The organism is Acidovorax sp. A1169 (assembly GCF_030704685.1).
Lineage (GTDB): Bacteria > Pseudomonadota > Gammaproteobacteria > Burkholderiales > Burkholderiaceae_C > Acidovorax.
Genome location: NZ_JAUZDX010000001.1, coordinates 583,863 through 606,186 on the forward strand (window position 1 = coordinate 583,863; position 22,324 = coordinate 606,186).

18 protein-coding genes are annotated in these 22,324 nt (G+C 67.8%); 11 read left to right on the forward strand and 7 right to left on the reverse strand.

The features are described from left to right. Positions 1 to 121 precede the first annotated feature (121 nt). Both QYL93_RS02635 and QYL93_RS02640 read right to left on the reverse strand, forming a co-directional pair. On the reverse strand, positions 122 to 1,075 hold the full coding sequence (locus QYL93_RS02635; RefSeq protein WP_305742187.1) for a homoserine kinase: 954 nt from the start codon (positions 1,073 to 1,075) through the stop codon (positions 122 to 124). 73 nt (positions 1,076 to 1,148) lie between these two features. Continuing rightward, complete coding sequence (locus QYL93_RS02640; protein WP_305742188.1) at positions 1,149 to 1,508, reverse strand: hypothetical protein; 360 nt, start codon at positions 1,506 to 1,508, stop codon at positions 1,149 to 1,151. A gap of 65 nt (positions 1,509 to 1,573) precedes the next feature. Here QYL93_RS02640 and polA point away from each other — a divergent pair, with 65 nt between their 5' ends. Next, positions 1,574 to 4,396 carry a DNA polymerase I gene (gene polA, locus QYL93_RS02645; RefSeq protein ID WP_305742189.1) on the forward strand — a complete coding sequence of 941 codons (2,823 nt, stop codon included), beginning with the start codon at positions 1,574 to 1,576 and terminating at the stop codon, positions 4,394 to 4,396. A gap of 41 nt (positions 4,397 to 4,437) precedes the next feature. Continuing rightward, entirely contained in the window at positions 4,438 to 5,364 is a 927-nt protein-coding gene (locus QYL93_RS02650) for a LysR substrate-binding domain-containing protein (protein WP_305742190.1), read from the forward strand. Between the two features lie 6 nt (positions 5,365 to 5,370). On the opposite strand, the gene QYL93_RS02655 is transcribed toward QYL93_RS02650, so the two are convergent. Next, on the reverse strand, positions 5,371 to 6,582 hold the full coding sequence (locus tag QYL93_RS02655) for a D-amino acid dehydrogenase (RefSeq protein WP_305742191.1): 1,212 nt from the start codon (positions 6,580 to 6,582) through the stop codon (positions 5,371 to 5,373). A gap of 239 nt (positions 6,583 to 6,821) precedes the next feature. Here QYL93_RS02655 and QYL93_RS02660 point away from each other — a divergent pair, with 239 nt between their 5' ends. From QYL93_RS02660 to QYL93_RS02680, 5 genes are all read left to right on the forward strand, one after another. After that, positions 6,822 to 7,712 (forward strand): amino acid ABC transporter substrate-binding protein, encoded by an 891-nt coding sequence (locus QYL93_RS02660; protein WP_305742192.1) that lies wholly within the window; start codon positions 6,822 to 6,824, stop codon positions 7,710 to 7,712. Positions 7,713 to 7,726: 14 nt separating this feature from the next. Continuing rightward, positions 7,727 to 8,500, forward strand: coding sequence for an aspartate/glutamate racemase family protein (locus QYL93_RS02665; protein WP_305742193.1), 774 nt, complete (start codon positions 7,727 to 7,729; stop codon positions 8,498 to 8,500). Between the two features lie 93 nt (positions 8,501 to 8,593). Then, positions 8,594 to 9,547 (forward strand): amino acid ABC transporter substrate-binding protein, encoded by a 954-nt coding sequence (locus QYL93_RS02670; RefSeq protein WP_305742194.1) that lies wholly within the window; start codon positions 8,594 to 8,596, stop codon positions 9,545 to 9,547. A gap of 79 nt (positions 9,548 to 9,626) precedes the next feature. Beyond that, positions 9,627 to 10,523 carry a dienelactone hydrolase family protein gene (locus tag QYL93_RS02675; RefSeq protein ID WP_305742195.1) on the forward strand — a complete coding sequence of 299 codons (897 nt, stop codon included), beginning with the start codon at positions 9,627 to 9,629 and terminating at the stop codon, positions 10,521 to 10,523. 122 nt (positions 10,524 to 10,645) lie between these two features. After that, positions 10,646 to 11,464: a ZIP family metal transporter gene (locus QYL93_RS02680; protein ID WP_305742196.1), complete on the forward strand. Its 819-nt coding sequence runs from the start codon at positions 10,646 to 10,648 to the stop codon at positions 11,462 to 11,464. 15 nt (positions 11,465 to 11,479) lie between these two features. On the opposite strand, the gene QYL93_RS02685 is transcribed toward QYL93_RS02680, so the two are convergent. Then, positions 11,480 to 12,229 carry a LytTR family DNA-binding domain-containing protein gene (locus QYL93_RS02685; RefSeq protein WP_305742197.1) on the reverse strand — a complete coding sequence of 250 codons (750 nt, stop codon included), beginning with the start codon at positions 12,227 to 12,229 and terminating at the stop codon, positions 11,480 to 11,482. Then, positions 12,226 to 13,410: a sensor histidine kinase gene (locus QYL93_RS02690; RefSeq protein WP_305742198.1), complete on the reverse strand. Its 1,185-nt coding sequence runs from the start codon at positions 13,408 to 13,410 to the stop codon at positions 12,226 to 12,228. Before QYL93_RS02690 ends, QYL93_RS02685 begins: the two co-directional genes overlap by 4 nt. A 51-nt stretch (positions 13,411 to 13,461) precedes the next feature. Between QYL93_RS02690 and argH the strand changes: the two genes are divergently transcribed. The 4 genes from argH to QYL93_RS02710 all read left to right on the forward strand — a co-directional run bounded on the left by argH (position 13,462) and on the right by QYL93_RS02710 (position 18,819). Beyond that, positions 13,462 to 14,931: an argininosuccinate lyase gene (argH, locus tag QYL93_RS02695; protein ID WP_305742199.1), complete on the forward strand. Its 1,470-nt coding sequence runs from the start codon at positions 13,462 to 13,464 to the stop codon at positions 14,929 to 14,931. Positions 14,932 to 15,326: 395 nt separating this feature from the next. Continuing rightward, on the forward strand, positions 15,327 to 16,313 hold the full coding sequence (locus QYL93_RS02700; protein ID WP_305742200.1) for a Bug family tripartite tricarboxylate transporter substrate binding protein: 987 nt from the start codon (positions 15,327 to 15,329) through the stop codon (positions 16,311 to 16,313). A gap of 41 nt (positions 16,314 to 16,354) precedes the next feature. Continuing rightward, on the forward strand, positions 16,355 to 17,818 hold the full coding sequence (locus QYL93_RS02705; protein ID WP_305742201.1) for a diguanylate cyclase domain-containing protein: 1,464 nt from the start codon (positions 16,355 to 16,357) through the stop codon (positions 17,816 to 17,818). 146 nt (positions 17,819 to 17,964) lie between these two features. Next, a complete protein-coding gene (locus QYL93_RS02710) occupies positions 17,965 to 18,819 on the forward strand; it encodes an SGNH/GDSL hydrolase family protein (RefSeq protein WP_305742202.1) in 855 nt (284 codons plus the stop codon). A gap of 16 nt (positions 18,820 to 18,835) precedes the next feature. On the opposite strand, the gene opgC is transcribed toward QYL93_RS02710, so the two are convergent. Then, positions 18,836 to 20,095, reverse strand: a complete 1,260-nt coding sequence (gene opgC / locus QYL93_RS02715) for an OpgC domain-containing protein (RefSeq protein WP_305742203.1) — start codon at positions 20,093 to 20,095, stop codon at positions 18,836 to 18,838. 12 nt (positions 20,096 to 20,107) lie between these two features. Continuing rightward, positions 20,108 to 22,231 carry a catalase gene (locus tag QYL93_RS02720; RefSeq protein ID WP_305742204.1) on the reverse strand — a complete coding sequence of 708 codons (2,124 nt, stop codon included), beginning with the start codon at positions 22,229 to 22,231 and terminating at the stop codon, positions 20,108 to 20,110. Positions 22,232 to 22,324: the final 93 nt, after the last annotated feature.

Genomic DNA, 22,324 nt, shown 5'->3' on the forward strand with positions numbered 1-22,324 from the left:
GAGACAGTGCCTAATTTACCCCAGCGCACCATGGCAGGGGCCGCATGGGGGCATGCGAAAGTGCTCCAGGGCGTGACATTCCTCGCGGAATACCGGTTCAGGTGCAGTTTTCCGGGGTGGCTCAGCCAGCGTGCACGGGCTGCGCGATGCGCCCGCGCAGCACGCGCTCGAAGTGGGTCGGGTCGTGCGGGGTCAGCATGGAGGCCTCGCGCGGCAGGTAAAAATCCCACAGCCGCGAGATCCAGAAGCGCAGGGCGCCGGCACGCAGCAGAGCCGGCAGCAGCTCACGCTCGGCCGCCGTGAGGGGGCGCACGGCCTGGTAGGCGTCGAGCATGCGCCGGGCGCGCTCGGGGTCGTGCTGGCCCGTGGGCAGGTCAATGCACCAGTCGTTCAGGCACACGGCCAGGTCGAACAGCCAGGTGTCGACGCCGGCAAAGTAGAAGTCGAAAAACCCCGTGAGCTCCTCGCCGTCGAACATCACGTTGTCGCGGAACAGGTCGGCATGCACCGGCCCGGTGGGCAGGGCGGTGTAGGCCGAGGAGGCTGCCACGTGGTTCTGGTAGGCCAGCTCCGAGCGCAGCAGGGCCGCCTGGCTGGCATCGAGGTGCGGCAGCACCACCGGCACGGTCTCGTTCCACCACGGCAGGCCGCGCAGGTTGGGCTGGTGGCGGTCGTAGCCACGGCCCGCCAGGTGCATGCGCGCCAGCATGGCGCCCACGGCGGCGCAGTGCACCGGGCCGGGGGCCAGCTGGCTCTTGCCGCGCAGCTTGCTGACCACGGCGGCCGGCTTGCCGCACACGCTGTGCAGGATGTCGCCATTAGCGTCACCGCGCGGGTCGGGCACGGGCACGCCGCCATGCGCCAGGTGCTTCATCAGGTGCAGGTAGAACGGCAGCTGCTCGGCCGTCAGGCGCTCGAACAGCGTCAGTACGAACTCGCCCTGGTCGCTGGTGAGAAAGTAGTTGGTGTTCTCGATGCCGCCTTCGATGCCGCGCAGCGCGACCAGCTCACCCAGGTGCAAACGGCGCAGCAACTCGCGCGCCTCATCATTGGAGACTTCGGTAAAAACGGCCATCGCTCAGCAGGGGGAATGCGGAAAATCCGGAGGAAAAAGCGGGAGCAGGGGGCGCAGCACCCCCAGCCAGGCATCAGAACTTCAGGACGTTCCAGACCCGGGGGCCGGTGTTGGTCTCGGCGCCGTTGAGGGCGCCGGTGCGGCCGCGCGCGCCGTCGGGCGACTGCACTTCGTAGCTGGGCATGTTGCCGGTCTTGGGCTGCACGTTGATGCTCTGCGTCTGGCCGCCCACACGCACTTCGTCGACGCGGCTGCCCGCGTCCTCGATCTGGATGCGTTCGGTGCGCTGGTTGTTGCGCCCGGACAGGGACTCGGGCGTGGTAAGCGCCTCGCCTTGCCTGGGGGCGCCCGCAGGGGCATTCTGGCCGCCGGTCTGGGCCAGTACGGGGCCGCAGGCAAGGGCCAGCAGCAGGGAGAGGTTAACAGCGCGCATGCACCCATTGTAGAGCGCGCCGGGCGGCGGTGGTGCGCGGCCTTTGGCCGTGCACAATTGCCCCCATGAGCAATAAAAAGACCCTGGTGCTGGTGGACGGCTCCAGCTACCTGTACCGTGCCTACCATGCCATGCCCGACCTGCGTGCCGTGCCGGGCGACTCCACGAGCGCGGCCACGGGCGCCATCCGCGGCATGATCAACATGATGCAGGCCCTGCGCAAGGAGGTGCATGCAGACTATGCCGCCTGCATCTTCGACGCCAGCGGTCCCACCTTTCGCGACGAGATCTACCCCGAGTACAAGGCGCAGCGCGCGCCCATGCCCGACGACCTGCGCTCGCAGATCGACCCCATCCACGAGGTGGTGCGCATGCTGGGCTGGACGGTGCTGGCGATTCCGGGCGTGGAGGCCGACGACGTGATCGGCACCCTGGCCGTGACCGCTGCCAGCCAGGGCATCGACGTGGTGGTCTCCAGCGGCGACAAGGACCTGTCGCAGCTGGTTGACGAGCACATCACCATCATCGACACCATGAACGGCAAGCGCCGCGACGTGGCCGGCGTGACCGCCGAGTTCGGCGTGCCCCCCCACCTGATGGTGGACTTCCAGACCCTGGTGGGCGATACCGTGGACAACGTGCCCGGCGTGCCCAAGGTGGGCCCCAAGACCGCTGCCAAGTGGCTCATGGAATACGGTTCGCTGGCCGAACTGGTGGCGCGCGCCCACGAGATCAAGGGCGTGGCCGGCGAGAACCTGCGCAACACGCTCGACTGGCTGCCCACCGGGCGCAAGCTGGTGACCATCCGGACCGATTGCGATTTGGTCGAGCACATCGTGGGCCTGCCCGCGCTCGACGCCATCGTGATCGGCGAGCAGCAGGTCGATGGGCTGCGCGAGTTCTACGAAAAATACGGCTTCAAGGGCCTGGCGCGGGCCCTGGGTTCACCGGCCGAGCCGCCTGCTGAACAAACCGCTCCCGCCGCGCGCAAGAAGGCCGGCGATACCGACACCGCCGACCTGTTCGCCGAGCCTGCAGAGGGTGGTGTAGATGGTGCACAGGTTGCTGCCGAAAAGCCGCCCCGCAATGAGCGCTACGAGACCATCCTGACCTGGGACCAGTTCGACCGTTGGCTGGCCACCCTGCACGTGGCGCCCCTGACGGCGCTGGACACCGAGACCACCTCGCTCGACGAGATGCGCGCCGAGATCGTGGGCATCAGCTTCAGCGTGGAGCCGGGCGCGGCGGCCTACATCCCGCTGCGCCACGAGGGGCCCGATGCGCCGGCGCAACTGCCCTTCGACGAGGTGCTGGCACGCCTCAGGCCCTGGCTGCAGGACCCGCGCCACCTGAAGCTGGGCCAGCACATCAAATACGACCGCCATGTGTTCGCCAACCACGGCATCGAGGTGCAGGGCTACGCGCACGACACCATGCTGCAAAGCTATGTGCTCGAAGTGCACAAGCCCCATGGCCTGGCCAGCCTGGCCGACCGGCACCTGGGGCGCAGCGGCATCAGCTATGAAGACCTGTGCGGCAAGGGCGTGCACCAGATCCCCTTCGCCCAGGTGGACGTGGCCAAGGCCGCCGAATACTCGTGCGAAGACTCCGACCAGACCCTGGACGTGCACAAGGCCCTGTGGCCGCTGCTCGAAGCCAATGACAAGCTGCGCTTCATCTACGAACTAGAGATGGCCAGCAGCGAGGCCCTGTACCGCATCGAGCGCAACGGCGTGCTGATCGACGCGCCCACGCTGGCCAACCAGAGCCACGAGCTGGGACAGCGCATCGTGCAGCTGGAGACCGAAGCCTACGAGATCGCGGGCCAGCCCTTCAACCTGAGCAGCCCCAAGCAGCTGGGCGAGATCTTTTTCGACAAGCTGGGCATGCCCGTCGTCAAGAAGACCGCCACCGGCGCGCGCAGCACCGACGAAGAGGTGCTCGAAAAGCTGGCCGAGGACTACCCCCTGCCCGCCAAGCTGCTGGAGCACCGCGGCCTGGTCAAGCTCAAGGGCACCTACACCGACAAGCTGGCCCAGCTGGCGTTGCCGCGCACGGGGCGGGTGCACACGCACTATGCGCAGGCCGTGGCCGTCACCGGGCGGCTGTCGAGCAACGACCCCAACCTGCAGAATATTCCCATCCGCACGCCCGAAGGCCGGCGCGTGCGCGAGGCCTTCGTGGCGCCCGCAGGCAGCGTGATCGCCAGCGCCGACTATTCGCAGATCGAGCTGCGCATCATGGCCCACATCAGCGGCGACCACTCGCTGTTGCATGCCTTCCACGCGGGCCTGGACGTGCACCGCGCCACTGCTGCCGAGGTGTTCGGCGTGGAGGTGGACCAGGTCACCAGCGAGCAGCGCCGCTACGCCAAGGTCATCAACTTCGGGCTCATCTACGGGATGAGCAGCTTCGGCCTGGCCAAGAACCTGGGTATCGAGACCAAGGCTGCAGCCGCCTACATCGACAAGTACTTCCAGCGCTACCCCGGCGTCAAGCAGTACATGGACGAGACCAAGGCCGCCGCCAAGTCCATGGGCTATGTGGAGACGGTGTTCGGCCGGCGCCTGTACCTGCCCGAGATCAACTCGCCCAACGGCCCACGCCGCAGCGGTGCCGAGCGCGCCGCCATCAACGCCCCCATGCAGGGCACGGCGGCCGACCTGATCAAGCTGGCCATGGTGGCCGTGCAGAAGGAACTCGACGCGCACAAGCCCGGCATCAAGATGATCATGCAGGTGCACGATGAACTGGTGTTCGAGCTGCCCGAGGGCGAGGTGGACTGGGTGCGCAGCCACATCCCGCGCCTGATGGCCGAGGTCGCCGCGCTCAAGGTGCCGCTGCTGGCCGAGGTGGGCGTGGGCCCCAACTGGGACAAGGCGCATTGAAAAGCCGCAGCGCTGGCGCGTTCATTGCAAGGTAAAAAGGCATGCGCCTTCGCCACATTGAAGTCTTCAACGCCGTGATGCTCACCGGCAGCGTGAGCGCTGCCGCACGGCTCATCAACGTCACCCAGCCGGCGGTGAGCCGCATCCTCGCGCATGCAGAGCTGCAGCTCGGGTTCGCGCTGTTCCACCGGCTCAAGGGCCGCCTGGTGCCCACCACCGAGGCGCAGACCCTGTACCCGCACATCGAGCGCCTGTTCACCCAGCTCGACGACGTGCAGCGCCTGGCCGCCAGCCTCAAGGGCGACGGGCGCGAGGGCGAGCTGCACATCCTGAGCGTGCTGGCACTGAGCTACGAGGTGCTGCCGCGCGCGCTGCGCAGCTTTCGCGCGCTGCACCCGGACGTGGGCATCACCATCGAGGCGCTGCACTCGCCGCAGATCGTCTCGGCCCTGGTGCTGCAGGAGGCGGACGTGGGCTTCGTCTTCAGCTCCATCGCCCACCCCTCGCTGAGCCAGGAGCACATTGCCGACGGCTACATGGTCTGCGTGGCGCCCAAGGGCATGCTGGACCCCGCGCTGGTGCACTCGGGCACCGTGCACCTCACCGACCTGGCCGACACGCCGGTGGTGCGCCTGGACGTGCGCGACCCCATCGGCACCGTGGTCAGCCATGCCTGCCGCGAAGCCGGCGTGGGCCTGCGCACGGCCATCACGGTGCAGACCTACCACGCCGCGCTGGCCCTGGCGCGCCATGGCCATGCGGTGGCGCTGGTGGATGCCTGCACTGCCGCCTCGGCCGACTGCAGCCAGGTGGACGTGCTGGCGCTGGCGCCGCACATCCCCGTGCCCATCCAGTCGCTGCGCACCGTCAACCGCCCGGCCTCGCTGCTGGCCAGCGCCATGACCGCCTGCATGCGCCAGGCCGTGGCCGAGACCATGGCGTCTGCCCCGCAGAGCCCCGCGCCCTGAGGGGGGTCAGCCCGCGAGCAGTTCAGCCACCCGTGCCGCCGTGCCGAAGGCCAGGGTGAAGCCCAGCGCCCCGTGCCCGGTGTTGAGCACCAGGTTGGCCGGTGCGCCTGCGTGGCGCCCCACCACCGGCAGGCCGGTGGGCGTGGCGGGGCGCATGCCGGTCCAGGGCCGGGTCGCTTCAAAATCGCTGCAGTGCGGGAACAGCGCGCGTGCGGCTGCGCACAGGCTCGCTATGCGCTCGGGGGGTATGCGTGTGTCGTGCCCTACCAGCTCGGCCATGCCCGCCACGCGCAGGCGCTGGCCGATGCGCGCAAACACCACTTTGCGCGCCGCGTCGGTCACGCTCACGTGCGGTGCCGCCCCCGGGGCATCGCTGGCATCGAGCGTGATGCTGTAGCCCTTGAGCGGGTACACCGGCAGGTGCACGCCCAGCGTGCGCGCCATGCCATGGCTGGCGCTGCCCAGGGCCAGAACGAAGTGGTCGGCCTCCACATTCCCCAGGCGGGTGCGCACCGCCTGGATGCGGCCCTGCCCGGTGGCAAAGCCCTGGATATCGGTTCCCAGCAAAAAGCGCACGCCGCGCGCGGCCAGCAGGGTGTGCAGGCCCTGGCATACCTGCAGGCAATCGGCCGCGCATTCGCTCTGGGTGTAAATGGCGCCCGCGATCCGGCCCTGGTAGTGGGCCAGCGCCGGCTCCAGTGCCACGCAGCGCTCGGCATCCACGGCTTCCTGCAGGCTGCCGAAGGCGCGCTGCAGTTCCATCTGCCGCCGCGCTGCGCCAAACGCATCGGCTGTGCCGTAGAGCACCAGCTTGCCGGTGGCCGAGAAATCGCATGCCAGCCGCTCGGCCTGCAGCATGGCGTCGAAGCGCTCGCGGCTCAGCGCAGCCAGGTCCAGCAGCTCGGCCGTGCTGCGCGCCGAGGTGGTGCGGTTGCAGGCCGCGAGGAACTGCAGGCCCCAGCGCCACTGGTGCAGATCCCACTGCGGGCGCACGGAAAGGGGGGAGTCGGCTGAGAACAGCAGGCTGGGCAATTGCCGCCAGATGCCGGCGTCGGCCAGGGGTTGCACATAGCTGTAGCTCAGCTGCGCGCCATTGCCGCCACTGGCCCCTTCGCCGGGTGCGCCTCGGTCGATCACGGTGACCTCCATGCCGCGCTGGCGCAGCGCATACGCGGTGGCCAGCCCCACGATGCCCGCGCCCAATACACATACCTGCATGCTCTTTGCTTTGGTTGGTTGCTCTGGCGGCCACTGTAGAAGCCGGCGCCGGGTTTGAACAATGCCGTTGTGCACGGGGGCCATGACGGCAGGTTATGGGGTGGGTATGCCCCAGGCATAACTTTCCGGCATGGCCTCCCCGGTGAAATGAATTGTTCAAAGCGCGGGCAAGTTCCTACAGTGCGTTCACGCCTTGCCTTTTTCTTTCTCCTCATCCACCACCTCACGAAGGGAATTCCATGCGACTGTCCGCCGTCACCCGTGCCGCCCTGCTGGCCACCGGCCTCCTGGCCTGTTCCATCGCCAGTGCCGACACGCTCAAGAAGATCGCCGACACCGGCAAGATCACGCTGGCCTACCGCGAGTCGTCCGTGCCCTTCAGCTACCTGGCAGGCCCTGGCCAGCCCGTGGGCTTTGCGGTGGACATCTCCAATGCCGTGGCCGACGCCGTGAAGAAGCGCCTGAACAATCCGGCCATCAAGGTCGAGCTGCAGCCCGTCACCTCGCTCAACCGCATCCCCTTGGTGCAGAACGGCACGGTGGATCTGGAGTGCGGCTCCACCACCAACAACAGCGTGCGCGGCAAGGACGTGCAGTTCGCCACCAACTATTTCTACACTGGCACGCGCCTGCTGACCAAGAAGAGCTCGGGCATCAAGGGCTTCGGCGACCTGGCCAAGCGCAAGATCTCCACCACCTCGGGCACCACCAATGCCCAGGTGGTGCGTAAGTACGACCGCGACAACAAGCTCGACATGGAAGTGCTGATGGGCAAGGACCACGAGGATTCGCTGCTGCTGGTGGACACCGGCCGCTCCGAAGCCTTTGCCATGGACGACATCCTGCTCTACGGCCTGATGGCCAATGCGCGCAACCCGGCCGAGTGGGACGTGGTGGGCGACGCGCTGCAGGTCGAGCCCTATGCCTGCATGCTGCGCAAGGACGACCCGCAGTTCCAGACCCTGGTCAACGGCGTCATCGGCGGCCTGATGAAGTCCGGCGAGTTCGAGAAGCTCTACACCAAGTGGTTCATGTCGCCGATCGCGCCGCGCGGCCAGAACCTCAAGCTGCCCATGGGCAAGGAGCTGCGCGACAACCTCACGACCCAGAGCGACAAGCCGGCCATCTGAAGGAGCCCCCGAGCATGTTGGCAAGCCATCGCCCCGCCACGCAGACGGTGGGCATCCTGGGCGGCATGGGGCCGGCAGCGGGCGCTGATTTCGCGCGCCTGTTCGTGCAGGCCTGCGGGGAGCGCATGGCGCAGCTGGGCATTCCCGTGCACGACCAGGCCTACCCCGAGCACTGGCTGGCGCAGGTGCCCATCCCCGACCGCACGAATGCCCTGGGGGATACGCGCCAGGGCGCGCACCAGCCCGCCGAGCCCATGCTGCAGGCCACCGGCCGGCTGGCTGCGCTGGGCGCGCGCGCGGTGGCCATTGCCTGCAACACCGCTCATGCCTGGCATGGTTTGCTGCAGCAGCGCTTTCCGCAGCTGGTGGTGCTGCATGGCGTGCAGGAGGTGGTGGCCGGCCTGGCGGCGCGCCAGGTGCGCGGCGTGGGCCTGCTGGCCACGCGCGGCGCCTATGACGCCGGGCTGTACCAGGGCGAGCTGGAGCGGGCGGGCATCGCCTGCTGCCTGCCCACCCTGGCCGAACGCGAAGAGCTCATGCAGGGCATCTACGACGGGGTGAAGGCGGGCGACTATGCCCTGGCGCGTGAGCGCTTCGGGTCGGTGGCCCTGGCGCTGCAGCAGCGCCATGGCATCGGCACCCTCGTCATGGGTTGCACGGAGATACCGCTGGCACTGGAGGAAAGCCCGGCGCTGCCAGGCTTGTCGCTGGTCAATCCCTCGGCCGTGCTGGCGGCTGCGCTGGCGCGCCAGGCCTACCTGGTGGACACGGTGCCGACCGCCGCCTGATACCGAGCCTTCCCTCCCTCGGCAGTGCGGCTGCCGTTGCACTCGCAAGCCCGCGCTTCGCAGGCCGGCTGTATTTTTCAAGGTGATCGCGACATGACTTCTGCATCCCAGTCCTTGTGGAGCCGCCGGCGTGTCCGCCTGCCTGCGGCATCGGCCCTGTACCTGCTGGCCGCATCGGCAGGAAGCGTGCTGGCGCAGATCCCGCTCCCTGCCACCGCCAAGCCGCCCGCTGGCGCCCTGCAACGCATCCAGGCGCGCGGCAGCGTGGTCATCGGGCACCGCGAATCGTCCGTGCCCCTGTCCTATGTGGCAGACGGCGTGCCCATGGGCTACAGCGTCGATGTCTGCCGCAGCATTGCGCAGGCACTGGGCCGGCATCTCCACTTGCGCGAGACCCGGGTGGATTACCGCCAGGTCACGTCCAGCACCCGCTTCGACGCCATCGAAAGGGGCGAGGTCGATCTCGAATGCGGCTCCACCACCAACACTGCGGCACGCCGCCAGCGCGTGGCCTTCACCATCCCGCACTTTGTCGCGTCCTCGCGCATGGTGGTGCTCAGCAGCCAACCCTATGAGCGCATCGAGGACCTGGATGGCAAGGTCGTGGCGTCGACCACCGGCACCACCAACATCGACTCGCTGGCGAAGGAGGCGTTGGCCAAGTCCGTGCGCATCCGCATCGAGCCGGCAGCGGACCACGCGCAGGGCTTTGCCTGGGTGGTGCAAGGCAAGGTGCAAGCCTTTGCCATGGACGACGTGCTGCTGTTCGGCCTGCGCGCCAGCCACGGCCGGCCCGAGGACCTCAAGGTGATCGGCAAGCCCATGACCATCGAGCCCTATGCCATTGCCTTCGAGAAGAACAACCCCGAGCTCAAGGCGGTGGTGGATGCGGAACTGCGACGCCTCATCCAGACGCGGGAGCTGCACCGCCTCTACGGCAAATGGTTCACCGCGCCCATCCCGCCGCGCGGCATCAACCTGGGCATGCGCATGCCGCACCTGCTCGTGGATTCGCTCAAGTACCCGACCGACTACGTCCCCCAGTAGGCCTGGGCGGTGGCAGCCGCCGCGCAAACCGCCTAGACTGCGCGCTCGCCTTGTCCCATTTACCCATTGGAGATCAACGATGCTGAGCGACGACCACCGACAGGATACCGAGGCCCTGCTGCCCGGCCGTACCACCGAAGCCGGCGCCACGCGCCGCCTGGCCCTGCAGACGGCCATCGGCCTGGGCTATGCCGCCGCCGCCGCGCCGCTGATGGCGCAGACAGCCATCGCCACCCCTGCCGACGGCCTGACGGCGGGTGAGGTCAGCTTCACCGTGGGCGGCTTCAAGGTGCCCGCCTACCGCGCGGCGCCTGCGGGCAAGACCGGCCTGCCCGTGGTGCTGGTGATCCAGGAGATCTTCGGCGTGCACGAGTACATCGCCGACACCTGCCGCCGCTTCGCCAAGGCCGGCTACCTGGCCATCGCTCCACAGCTCTATGCGCGCCAGGGCGATGCCTCCAAGTACACCGAGGCTGCCAAGCTCATGGCCGAGATTGTCTCCAAGGTGCCCGATGCGCAGGTGATGGCCGACCTTGACGGTGCCGTTGCCTGGGCCACCGCCAACGGCGGCGACGCTGCACGCATCGGCATCACCGGCTTTTGCTGGGGTGGCCGCATCACCTGGCTGTATGCAGCGCATGGCCCGGTCAAGGCCGGGGTGGCATGGTACGGACGCCTGGTGGGCCAGGCCAGCGACCTCACGCCCAAGCACCCCGTGGAGATCGCGCCCATCCTCAAGGCGCCGGTGCTCGGCCTGTACGGTGAAAAAGACACCGGCATCCCCCTTGACACGATTGATAAGATGAAAGCCGCCTTGGCAGGTGGCACTGCCGCCGCCAAGGCTTCGGAATTCGTGGTGTACCCTGACGCGCCGCATGCCTTCCACGCCGACTACCGCCCCAGCTACCGCAAGGAAGCGGCCGATGATGGCTGGAAGCGTGCGCTGGCCTGGTTCAAGGCGAACGGCGTCGTCTGACCGGCCGCTCTCCTACAATCAGCCGCCCCTGCATTCAAGGGGCGGCTTTTTTTGAGCCCGTGGTGCCACCCGATTGACACAAAAATCAATCCCTCTCGCTCAATGGACGGGCACGTAAAGCCATGACTCTGATAGCAATCATTTTGGCCACCCTGGCTGCCGGCATCGGCAGCGTGTGGCTGGCCGCGCTGCTCATGCGCATGGGCCTTGGCGGCCGCACGGACAGCGTGGGGCCCCAGCACCTCTTGAGCCTGGCGGCCGGCGCGCTGCTGGCCACCGCCTTCATGCACCTCTTGCCCGAGGCCTTCGAGAGCCAGGCCGGAGCGCATGACCTGTTCGCCACGCTGCTGATCGGCGTGGTCTTCTTCTTCCTGCTGGACAAGGCGGAGCTCTGGCACCACGGGCATGAGCACAGCCACGCGGCGCCGGACCCGACCCTGCACGCAGAACACGACCATGCCCATGGGCATGATCACCACCACGCCCCGCGCACGGGCGGCTGGGCCGTGCTCACGGGCGACAGCGTGCACTGTTTTGGTGACGGCATCCTGATCGCATCGGCCTTCATGGCCGACATCCGGCTGGGCATGATCGCCGCCGTCTCGGTGCTCGCGCACGAGGTGCCGCACCACATGGGCGACCTCGTGGTGCTGCGCCAGACCAGCCCCAACCGGCGCATGGCGCTGGTCAAGGTGTCGCTGGCGGGCGCCGTCACAGCGCTGGGCGGCATCGTCGGCTACTACCTCGTGGGGCAGTTGCAGGACCTGCTGCCCTACTTCCTGGCCGTGGCATCGAGCAGTTTCATCTACGTCGCCCTGGCCGACCTGATTCCCCAGTTGCAAAAGCGCCTGTCCGCGCGCGAAACCGTGGCGCAGATCGCCTGGCTGATTGCCGGCATGGTCATCGTTACCCTCGTCAGCGGCGCGGCCCATGCGCATTAGAGAAGCCTGAGCGGGCTACCGCGCCAATTCCTCGCGCACGGCCGCCACCTGCCGGCGCGAGACGGTGAGCACCTCCGTCATGCCCTGCAGGCGCACGGCCCAGCCGTCGCCTTCCTCGGGGTCGTAGTGCTTTTCGAGGGCGCGCACGGCGCGCCGGGCCACCAGCGCATTGCGGTGGATGCGCAGGAAGCGCGTGGGGTAGCGCGCCTCCAGCTCGCTCAGCGCGCCGTCCATGATGTAGCTGCGCGTGGCGGTGCGCACCGTCACGTACTTCTGCTCGGCCTTGAAATACAGCACCTCGGCCAGCGGCAGGCGTTCGGTGCGGCCCCGGTCCTGAATCACCAGCGCCTCGCCATCGGCGGCCGAAGGGGCCACCGGGCTGTGCGTGGGGCGGGTGGTGCGCTGCACCTTGGCCAGGGCCTGCTGCAGGCGCTCGCGCCGCACCGGCTTGGTCAGGTAGTCCACCGCATCGAGCTCGAAGGCATTCACCGCATGGTCGGCATGCGCGGTCACAAACACCACGGCCGGTGGGCGCGCCAGCGCCTGCAGGGCGTGCGCCAGGCCCAGGCCGTCCTGTCCTGGCATGTGGATGTCCAGCAGCACCAGGTCGAAGGCGCTGCCCCCGGTGGGCCCCAGCAACGCCATGGCTTCGCCGGCATTACCGGCTTCGGACACGGTGGTGTGCAGTGTCTCGGCGCAGTCGCCCAGCAGGGTGCGCAGGCGGCTGCGGGCCAAGGCTTCGTCGTCAACGATGAGAATGTTCATGGCGCGGCATTGCGGGTAGGAGCGGAAGGAGGCGGGGTAGAGGAGGGGGACGTCGCGGGCCGGCCATGCCGCCTCGGGCGCCGGGATACGCGGGCCGGTGCACCCTGCACGGGCAGGGAGATGCGCACCTGGTAGAGGCCATCGAGCACCCCGGCGCTGAATTCACCCTGCACATCATGCAGCAGGGCCAGGCGCGCGCGCACATTGGCCAGGGCGATGCCGTGGCCGCGCGGCACGTCGTGGTAGCGGATGTCGCTGGCGGGCAGGGTGTTGGTGATGCGTACCACCACGCGGTTGCCGCGCAGCTCGGTCATCACCTTGAGCTTGCCGCCGCGCGGGCTGGGTTCCACGCCGTGCTTGACGGCATTCTCCACCAGCGGCTGCAGCAGCAGGGGCGGCAGGCGGGCGCTGTCGGTGCGCGGGTCCAGGCTCCACTGCACCTGCAGGCGCTTGCCAAAGCGCACCTCCTCGATGCCCAGGTAGCGGCGCGCCAGGGTGATCTCCTCGGCCAGCGTGGTCGATTCGCCCTGCTCGACGAGCGCCACGCGGAACAGGTCGCTCAGGTCTTCCAGCAGCGATTCGGCCTTGGCGGGCTCCTTGCGCACCAGCGCGATCGCGCTGTTGAGCGTGTTGAACAGAAAGTGCGGGCGAATGCGCGACTGCAGCTCGGTCAGGCGTGCCGTGGTGGCCGCCGGGGTGCGCCCGCGCGCACGCAGGACCAGGGCCGCAACCAGCAGGGCCGCGAGCAGGGCCCCCGTGGCGGCACTGGCCACCCAGGGCGAGCGCTCGGCCACGCCGGCCAGCGTGAGCATGGCGCAGGCGTACAGGCCGGCCAGTGCCCCCAGGGCCACGCCGGCCGCATACTGCGGGCCGGTGCGCAGGTTCTGCAGCACCGTCTTCAAGCTGCAGGCCGTGATCAGCCAGGCCAGCGTGGCCGGCAGGGCGCCGCCCGTAACCAGGGCCATGCTGGCCAGCCACTGTGCCGGGTTCTGGGCGCCGAACAGGGTGCCCACGCCCACCACGACCTCGACGAACAGCACGGCCCGCAGCACCACGCCAACCTGGCAGGCGTCGAACACCAGCGCCCTTCCGGCAGGGGGCTGGCCACTGCGCGAAGGGCCTCTGGACGGGTCCGATTCGGCGTCGGGAGGCGGGGTCGATAAAATTTGGGTGTTTTGCATTGCGGCATCCGGGTGTTCCGGGTGTCAGAACTACCGGATTATTGCCCTCCCATGTCCAACAGCCAAGCCAATAGCGCGCCGTCCGCGCCCTCCCACAACCAGCTCGACACCAAGGCACAGGCCTGGTCGGCGCTGTTTTCCGAGCCCATGAGCGACCTGGTCAAGCGCTACACCTCCAGCGTCTTCTTCGACAAGCGCCTGTGGCAGGCCGACATCGCGGGCAGCCTGGCGCATGCCGACATGCTGGCCGCGCAGGGCATCATCAGCTCCGAGGACCATGCATCGATAGAGCGCGGCATGGCGCAGATCAGCACGGAAATCGAATCCGGCGGCTTCGAATGGAAGCTCGACCTCGAAGACGTGCACCTGAACATCGAGGCGCGCCTGACCCAGCTCGTGGGCGATGCCGGCAAGCGCCTGCACACCGGCCGCAGCCGCAACGACCAGGTGGCCACCGACGTGCGCCTGTGGCTGCGCGGCGAGATCGACCTGATCGCCGACCTGCTCAAGGAACTGCAGGTGTCCCTGGTGGACGTGGCCGAGCAGAACGTGGAAGTCATCCTGCCGGGCTTCACCCACCTGCAGGTGGCCCAGCCCGTGAGCTTTGGCCACCACATGCTGGCCTATGTGGAGATGTTCGCGCGCGATGCCGAGCGCATGGCCGACGTGCGCCGCCGCGTCAACGTGCTGCCCCTGGGCGCCGCCGCGCTGGCCGGCACCACCTACCCGCTGGACCGCGAGCGCGTGGCGCGCACCCTGGGCATGCAGGGCGTGTGCCAGAACAGCCTGGACGCCGTGAGCGACCGCGACTTCGCCATCGAGTTCACCGCCGCCGCCAGCCTGTGCATGGTGCACGTGAGCCGCCTGAGCGAAGAGCTCATCATCTGGATGAGCCAGAACTTCGGCTTCATCAAGATCGCCGACCGCTTCACCACCGGCAGCTCCATCATGCCGCAGAAGAAGAACCCCGACGTGCCCGAACTGGCGCGCGGCAAGACCGGCCGCGTGGTGGGCCACCTGATGGGCCTGATCACCCTGATGAAGGGCCAGCCCCTGGCCTACAACAAGGACAACCAGGAAGACAAGGAGCCGCTGTTCGACACGGTGGACACGCTCAAGGACACGCTGCGCATCTTCGCCGAGATGGTCGGCGGCCAACTCAACCCCGCCACGGGCAAGAAAGAGGGCGGCATCACCGTCAACGCGCCTGCGATGGAGCAGGCCGCGCTCAAGGGCTACGCCACCGCCACCGACCTGGCCGACTACCTGGTCAAGAAGGGCCTGCCGTTCCGCGACGCCCACGAAACCGTGGCCCATGCCGTGAAGGCCGCCGTCTCGCACCAGGTGGACCTGTCCGAGCTGCCGCTGGCCGTGCTGCAGGGCTTTCACCCGCAGATCGAGAAGGACGTGTTCGACGCGCTGAGCCTGCGCGGCTCGCTCAATGCGCGCAACACCCTGGGCGGCACCGCGCCTGCACAGGTGCGCGCGCAGTTGGCGCGCCATCGCGCACGGCTGGCGTAACTCCTGGCTGGGTGTATTTCTTGCATGGTGAGGTAACCGCCTACCGGCGGTGCATGACAGCGCAGCAGCGTGGGGCTACGATCCTCGCCTGTTGCATCTAAGAACGTGTTTACGATCTTTATGGGGCCGCGTTGGGGCGCAATCGGGATGAGTGGATGCTTCGGGTGCGCCGCATGGGCTCATGCCCATGCAAGCAGCCGGAGCGTCCAATCGCCCGATTTCGCCCCAACCCTTCGGGCAAGTGCCTTGCCGGGCGGTCTGCTGCCTTGCGGCGCTTGTTGATAGCCGAGCTATCAACTGCGCACCGCGCCTTGCACCCCATCCCGGCAAGGCTCATGCGCGGCCCCATAAAGATCGTAAACACGTTCTAATTACCTATCCGCTGGAGCCCTCGCATGACCTCGCCTCGCCGCCGCCTTCTCGTCAATACCCTGCGCACCGGTGCGCTGCTCCTGGGCCTTGCGGCTGCAGGCCTGGCATCGGCCCAGCCCAAGCCGATCCGGTTGCTGGTGGGTTTCCCTGCTGGCGGTGGTACCGATGCCATCGCGCGCACCCTGGCCGAAAAGCTCAAGGACGAGCTCGGCACCTCGGTGGTGGTCGAGAACAAGCCCGGCGCAGGCGGGCAGATCGCCGCCCAGACCCTCAAGGCCGGCCCGGCGGATGGCACGGTGTTGTTTCTTACCCACGACCACACCATCTCCATCCTGCCCCAGGTGGTGAAGAACGCCGGCTTCGATCCCGCGCGTGATTTCATCCCAGTGGTCGGCATCGCCACCTTCGTCAATGCCTTCGCCGTCTCGGGTGGCACGCCCGCCAAGTCGTTTGCCGAGTACGTCAGCTGGGTCAAGAGCGCCGGTGGCGGCAAGGGCGCCGTGGGTATCCCTGCCCCGGCATCTACCCCGGAATTCCTGGTGAAGCTGGTGGGCGGCAAGTTCGGCATCGACCTGGTGTCGGCACCCTACCGCGGCAGTGCGCCCATGATGGCCGACATGCTGGGCAACCAGATCGGTGCCGGCGTGGCCTCCATCCCCGATTTCATCGAGAACCACAAGGCTGGCAAGGTGCGCGTGGTGGCCGTGCTGGGCAAGGCCCGCCAGGCCGCCATGCCCGATGTGCCCACCTTCGACGAACTGGGCCTCAAGGGCTTCGAGGACCTGCCCTACTACGGCATCTATGCCCCCACCGGCACGCCGCAGAAGTTCGTCACGGATTTCTCCAACGCCGTGGCCAAGGTGATCGCCATGCCCGAGGTGCGCGACCACCTCACGGCCATGGGCCTGACCGTGGGCCATATGTCGCCCACGCAGTTCGCCACGCGCGAAAAGGCCTATACCGCCGCCTGGACCAAGATCATCAAGGACACCGGCTTTGTGGCCCAGTAATCCGTCCTGCCTGAGCAGGTAGGCACCGCCTCCACCCCTCCATGCCTGCCGCCCGCCTGCCCGCCCACTGGCTCCGGTCCCGCTACCTGCCCTTGATCGTTGGCCTGGGCAGCTGTGCATTGGCCATGCTGCTGGCCTGGGTGGTGATCGACATCTCGCACACCAAGGCGCGCACCGAGATCGTGGCCCGCGGGCAGACCCATCTGCTCGAGATCCGCGACCGGCTGGACCGCCAGTTGCAGAGCACGCTGTCGGTACCCGAGACCGTGGCCGCCTTCGTGGCCGCCCAGGGCCATATGTCGCCCGAGATCTTCGCCTCGGTGGTGGGGCGGCTGCTGGAGAGCCAGCGCAACATCCGCAACCTGGCGCTGGCGCCGGACAACGTCATCAGCGACATCTACCCGCGCCTGGGCAACGAGAAGGCCCTGGGCCTGCGCTACCTGGAGAACCCGCAGCAGCGCGGCGCGGTGGAGCGCGCCATCCAGACCCGCCGCACGGTGGTGGCCGGGCCGATCCCGCTGGTGCAGGGCGGGCTGGGCATCGTGAGCCGCACGCCGGTGTACCTGTCCAGCGTGCCCGGCACCGCCTCTGTGGCCGAGCCGCGTTTCTGGGGCATTGTGTCGCTGGCCGTTAATGCCGACACCCTGTTCACCGACGTGGGGCTCAACACCGAACAGATGGGCTTTCAGGTCGCTGCGCGCGGTCTTGACGCCATGGGCGCCCAGGGGGCAGTGTTCGTGGGCCGCGCCGGTCTGTTTGACGAAAACCCGGTCACGCTCGACGTGCCCCTGCCCGGAGGGGGCAACTGGATCCTGGGTGCCGTGCCGGTGGGTGGCTGGAAGTCCGCCGGCAGCGCGCCCGCCCTTGTGGTGACGCTGTCGTATGTCTTCGCGCTGCTTCTGGGCCTGCTCAGTGCCTGGCTGGTGCGGGCCCACCAGCTCGTGCTGGCGCTGGCCAGCCACGATCGCCTTACGGGGCTGCCCAACCGGCGCCTGTTCGATGACCGCCTGTCCCAGGCCGTGCTGGCCGCCTACCGCGATCGCCGCGCCGGCGCGCTGCTGCTGGTGGACCTCGACGGCTTCAAGGCCATCAACGACAGCATGGGCCACGGCAGCGGCGACCAGGTGCTGGTGCGGGTAGGCCAGCGCCTGGCGGGCTTGGCCCGTGGCAATGACACGGCTGCACGGCTGGGGGGCGACGAGTTCGCACTGGTGTTGAATGCGGTGACTTCGCCGCAGGCCGCGATGGAAATCGCCCAGCGGGTCATCCTGGACATGTTGGCACCCATCGGCCTGGACAACGGCGAGCATGTGCGCATCGGTGTCAGCATCGGTGTGGCTGTGTTCCAGGGCGACGCGGCCGAGGCTCTCCCGGCGCTGATCGACCGGGCCGACCAGGCGCTGTATGCCAGCAAGCGCACCGGCAAGGGCAAGGCCACGCTGGCCGCTCCGGCCGAGCTGCACACCTATGCGACGCAGCCGCAGAACAGCTCCACCATGCCGTGAACCATCCATCCGGATGGCTGTGGCAGTGCCCATGGCTGGATTGGCATGACGGGCCAGCCGAAGTTGTAAAACATGGGGTGGCTGCGGTGAAATTGCCGAAAATGGCCCCATCTGATAACGATGTCCCACTTCCTGGAATCCATGCCATGAAGCGATTTCCCCGCCTTTCCAAACTCGCCCGGCGCCTTGCGCTGTCGGGGGTGCTGCTGTCGAGCACTGCTGCGGTGCACCCTGCGCCCGTGGGAGCCGCGGGTTCGGCGCCCGGGTCCAAGACGACGCAGTCGTCGTCCGCCTCCCACTATGCGCGGTGGCAAGCCAGCATGGATGCGTTTGCCTCGGCCGACAAGGCCCAGGCCCCTGCCGAGGATGGCGTGCTCTTCGTGGGCAGTTCCACCATCCGATTCTGGACGCAGCTGCCGCAGGATTTTCGCGACGTGCCGGTGGTCATCAACCGCGGCTTCGGCGGTTCCACCATGGCCGACTGCCAGTATTTCGTGAAGCAGCTGGTGCTGCAGTACCGCCCGCGCCAGGTGTTCGTCTACGCAGGGGACAACGACCTGGCCGAAGGCCGCTCGCCCCAGCAGGTGCTCGAGAGCTTCGAGGGCTTCGTGGCCGCCGTGCGCGCCGAACTGCCCGAGACGCGCATTGCCTATATTTCCATCAAACCGAGCCCCTTGCGCGCCGAGCTGATGCCCAAGGCCCGCGAGGCCAATGCCCTGCTTGCAGGCTATGTGCGCAGCTTGCCCAACAGCGATTACATCGATATCTTCACGCCCATGCTCGACCCGCAGGGCGCGCCCCGTGCCGAGCTCTTCGGACCGGACCGCCTTCACATGAGCGATGCCGGCTACCGGCTGTGGCGCTCGGTGATCGCGGACTATGTGGGCAGTGGCCAGCCCGCGCTGCAGGCTGCACGTGGCAAGGCGGGCCAAGAAACCGCTGCGGCTGCGGTGGTCGCCGTACCAGCCGCGGCGGCCACCCAGGTCAGCACCGGCCGCTGAGCTCCCCGCAGCTGTCTTAACCGGGCGCGACCTTGGCCTTCGGCGGGTCGCGCGGCTTGGGCTGCGCCCTCTGGCGGGCGGACGCAGGGGGGTACATGGGTGGGCGTTTCTGTCCGGGTGCCAGGACCGCCGGCGGGGTGGTGTCCTCCCCGGGTTTCTTTTCCAGCCACAAGGTGGCGCGTGCCACCGCATAGAGCACGGCGAAGGCTGCGGCCAGCAGGGCCAGGTCCATTCCCCAGGGACGGTCGTACTTCGCCCCCAGCCCCGCCAGCACCACGAGCACCAGTACCAGGTGCGCGCAGAACACCGGCAGCGAGGCCGATCCCAGCGTCTCCAGCCAACGCTGGCGTGGCATGCGGGCGGCCAGCCGAGGGCCGTAGTGGATGGCAAGAACCACCAGCGCAAACAGGTTGATCATGCGCATGGGCCCCAGCGCCCATTTGTCGAACCAGGGGTTGAACCCGGCGTACGGACCCTCGGGATGGAACGGTACTTGCCCGACCAGATGGCGCCAGCCCATCAGGAAAATGGCCAGTGCCAGGGCCAGCAGCACTGACCAGCGCGGAAACGTGAACGCCGGCGCATTCGGGTCATTGCGCGTGGCGCCCATCCACAGCCCCAGCATCCACAGGAACTGCCAGCTCCACATCACGAACGCCCCCATCTCGTTGAAGGGCACGGGCAGCGGCACGATGGCGTTGATACCGTCGTACACCCAGTGCGACAGCCCGAACTGAGCCGCCAGCCAGACCAGCCCGCTCACCACCATCACTGGGCGCCAGCCCCAGACAAAGGCCAGCACCATCACCCAGGGGCTGGCCAGCATGAACAGCACGTACAGGGGCAGGATATCCAGGAGCGGCGGCTCATAAAGCAGCAGCAGCCCACCCACCAGTGCGGTGAACGGCTGCTTGATGTAGAAGTTCAGCAGGTCCACCACGGCAGGCTGCTCGATGCGGATGCCGATGAAGGCAATGACGGTGAACAGGAACAGCAGCAGCGCCGCATGGCAGGCGTAGATCTTGAGGGCCCGGCGCCAGAAGGCGTGGTGCATCTCGGCCACGCTCTTGCGCCAGGCCACCCGGCCGTAAACCATGCCGGCCATGTAGGCCGACAGCAGCACGAAGCCCTCCGCCGCCGAAACGAAGCCGAAGGGCTGGCCCAGCGGCGAGGTAAACCGCGTGGGCAAGTGCGTCACCGTCATCAGCAGCAGCATCAGCCCCCGGGCTGCATCGATTTCCCAACTGCGTGGGGACGGGGCGGGCGCGGGGGGCATGGCGGTTGTTGCTCAGGCGAGGGTGCGTACTTTCGGCTCTCTGTCCCACTGCCGTGTCTGCGCGGCGGCGATGAAGGCCTTGCTGTCCTTGGGGTCCACCACGCCGGCATCGGGCTCTATGCCGGCGGCCTGCACGATGGCCTGCGATCCTGGGCAGGCGCCGATGGCCTTGAGGTGGCCGAAGGCATCGCGAAACCAGTCCACGGCTGCAGCCTCGCGAGAAAGCTTGTTGCCCATCTCGGTCGAGAGGATGGAGGCCACTGCATCGAACACGGTGGACGGCGTGCCGGCCAGTTGTCCATCGGCGGGCAGGCGGCTGCCATCGTCCATCTTGGCACCGCCCACCTTGGGTGCGACGATCTTCACCGTGGCACCGGCCTTCTCCACGGCCTTCTTGAAGGCGGCCACCGATTTGGCGTTGGATCCATCGTCCACCAGCAGGCCCACGCAGCGGCCTTCCAGCGTAGGCTTCATGCGGTCGATGATGCGCAGCGCGGGCGACAGCGGCAGGTCCTGTGGCTGCACCGCAGTGGCGGGAGCCGGCGGCAGGGCGTCCATGCCCAGGCCGTCGGCCACGCGCTGGGCGAGGGCTGCGTCCACATGCTGCAGGTGGCCCACCACCGCTTCGCGCACATGCACCGTGGCCACCTTGGAGAGCTCGAACACGATGGCCGAGGCCATGTGCGCCTGCTCCACCTCGCTCTGGCTGCGAAAGAACATGCGCGCCTGGCTGTAGTGGTCGGCAAAGCTCTCGGCACGCACCCGGCCCTTGGCACCGTCGTCGGCGGGGCGTTCAGCAAAGTGTTTGAAGCCCTGGGCCAGCGAGGCGCGCGGCGTATCGCCCTGCAGGCTGCTGGGCTCGTAGTTCACGCGGCCCTTGGGCACCTGCATCTGCATGTGGCCATCGCGCTGCATGTTGTGGAACGGGCACTTGGGCGCGTTGACCGGGATCTGCGCGAAATTCGGGCCGCCCAGGCGCGACAGCTGCGTGTCCAGGTACGAGAACAGCCGGCCCTGCAGCAGCGGGTCGTTGGAGAAATCCACGCCCGGTGGCACGTTGGCGGGGCAGTAGGCCACCTGCTCGGTCTCGGCAAAGAAGTTGTCGGGCCAGCGGTTGAGCACCATGCGGCCGATGGTCTTGAGGGGCACCAGTTCTTCGGGGATCAGCTTGGTCGCGTCCAGGTGGTCGAACGGGAACTTCGCCGCGTCTTCCTCGGTGAACAGCTGCACGGCAAAGTCCCACTCGGGGTAGTTGCCGGCTTCGATGGCTTCGAACAGGTCGCGGCGGTGGTAATCGTTGTCTGCCGCTTGCAGCTTCACAGCCTCGTCCCACACGGTGGACTGGATGCCGAGCTTGGGTCGCCAGTGGAACTTCACGAAGGTGCTTTTGCCCTCGGCGTTGACCAGGCGGAAGGAATGCACGCCAAAGCCCTCGATCATGCGCAGGCTGCGCGGGATGGTGCGGTCGCTCATGGCCCACATCACCATGTGCAATGTTTCGGGCATCAGCGAGACGAAGTCCCAGAAGGTGTCGTGCGCGCTGCCCGCCTGCGGGTAGCCGCGGTCAGGCTCCATCTTCACGGCGTGCACCAGGTCGGGGAACTTCATCGCGTCCTGGATGAAGAACACCGGGATGTTGTTGCCCACGATGTCCCAGTTGCCCTCCTGCGTGTACAGCTTGACGGCAAAGCCGCGCACGTCGCGCGGCGTGTCCACCGATCCGGCGCCGCCGGCCACGGTGGAAAAGCGCGTGAACACGGGCGTCTGCACGCCCACTTCGGTCAGCACGCGGGCCGTGGTGAACTCGGCCAGCGACTCGGTCAGCTCGAAGTAGCCATGCGCCGCCGTGCCGCGCGCATGCACGATGCGCTCGGGAATGCGCTCGTGGTCGAAGTGCGTGATCTTCTCGCGCAGGATGAAGTCTTCGAGCAGCGTGGGGCCGCGTGGCGTGTCGCGCAGCGAGTTCTGGTTGTCGGCGATCGGAATGCCCTGCTGGGTTGTCATCACCGGGTGATCGCCGCCGGCTTGCTGTTGCAATTCGTCACCATTGCCGCGCTGGGTGTCGGGGGCATGGGTGGTGGTAGGGGTCGAACGTGGCTTATCCGCAGTGTTGCGGATGGCTGGGGACTTGGCCATGGATGCTCCAGAAATGGGGGTTGGGATCAAAAGGCATCTTTCCCGAGGGGCCCGCAGGTGGAGGTAGGACCACGAGCCGTCCTCCTGTCGGCA

Excerpts from the sequence above, each read along its gene's own strand:
- argH (WP_305742199.1), top strand. The coding sequence starts at position 13,462 with ATGTCCAACAGCCAAGCCAATAGCGCGCCGTCCGCGCCCTCCCACAAC.
- QYL93_RS02635 (WP_305742187.1), bottom strand. The coding sequence starts at position 1,075 with ATGGCCGTTTTTACCGAAGTCTCCAATGATGAGGCGCGCGAGTTGCTG.
- QYL93_RS02670 (WP_305742194.1), top strand. The coding sequence starts at position 8,594 with ATGACTTCTGCATCCCAGTCCTTGTGGAGCCGCCGGCGTGTCCGCCTG.
- QYL93_RS02660 (WP_305742192.1), top strand. The coding sequence starts at position 6,822 with ATGCGACTGTCCGCCGTCACCCGTGCCGCCCTGCTGGCCACCGGCCTC.
- QYL93_RS02665 (WP_305742193.1), top strand. The coding sequence starts at position 7,727 with ATGTTGGCAAGCCATCGCCCCGCCACGCAGACGGTGGGCATCCTGGGC.
- QYL93_RS02680 (WP_305742196.1), top strand. The coding sequence starts at position 10,646 with ATGACTCTGATAGCAATCATTTTGGCCACCCTGGCTGCCGGCATCGGC.
- QYL93_RS02685 (WP_305742197.1), bottom strand. The coding sequence starts at position 12,229 with ATGAACATTCTCATCGTTGACGACGAAGCCTTGGCCCGCAGCCGCCTG.
- QYL93_RS02650 (WP_305742190.1), top strand. The coding sequence starts at position 4,438 with ATGCGCCTTCGCCACATTGAAGTCTTCAACGCCGTGATGCTCACCGGC.
- QYL93_RS02690 (WP_305742198.1), bottom strand. The coding sequence starts at position 13,410 with ATGCAAAACACCCAAATTTTATCGACCCCGCCTCCCGACGCCGAATCG.
- QYL93_RS02720 (WP_305742204.1), bottom strand. The coding sequence starts at position 22,231 with ATGGCCAAGTCCCCAGCCATCCGCAACACTGCGGATAAGCCACGTTCG.
- QYL93_RS02705 (WP_305742201.1), top strand. The coding sequence starts at position 16,355 with ATGCCTGCCGCCCGCCTGCCCGCCCACTGGCTCCGGTCCCGCTACCTG.
- QYL93_RS02700 (WP_305742200.1), top strand. The coding sequence starts at position 15,327 with ATGACCTCGCCTCGCCGCCGCCTTCTCGTCAATACCCTGCGCACCGGT.
- polA (WP_305742189.1), top strand. The coding sequence starts at position 1,574 with ATGAGCAATAAAAAGACCCTGGTGCTGGTGGACGGCTCCAGCTACCTG.
- QYL93_RS02710 (WP_305742202.1), top strand. The coding sequence starts at position 17,965 with ATGAAGCGATTTCCCCGCCTTTCCAAACTCGCCCGGCGCCTTGCGCTG.
- QYL93_RS02675 (WP_305742195.1), top strand. The coding sequence starts at position 9,627 with ATGCTGAGCGACGACCACCGACAGGATACCGAGGCCCTGCTGCCCGGC.
- QYL93_RS02640 (WP_305742188.1), bottom strand. The coding sequence starts at position 1,508 with ATGCGCGCTGTTAACCTCTCCCTGCTGCTGGCCCTTGCCTGCGGCCCC.
- opgC (WP_305742203.1), bottom strand. The coding sequence starts at position 20,095 with ATGCCCCCCGCGCCCGCCCCGTCCCCACGCAGTTGGGAAATCGATGCA.
- QYL93_RS02655 (WP_305742191.1), bottom strand. The coding sequence starts at position 6,582 with ATGCAGGTATGTGTATTGGGCGCGGGCATCGTGGGGCTGGCCACCGCG.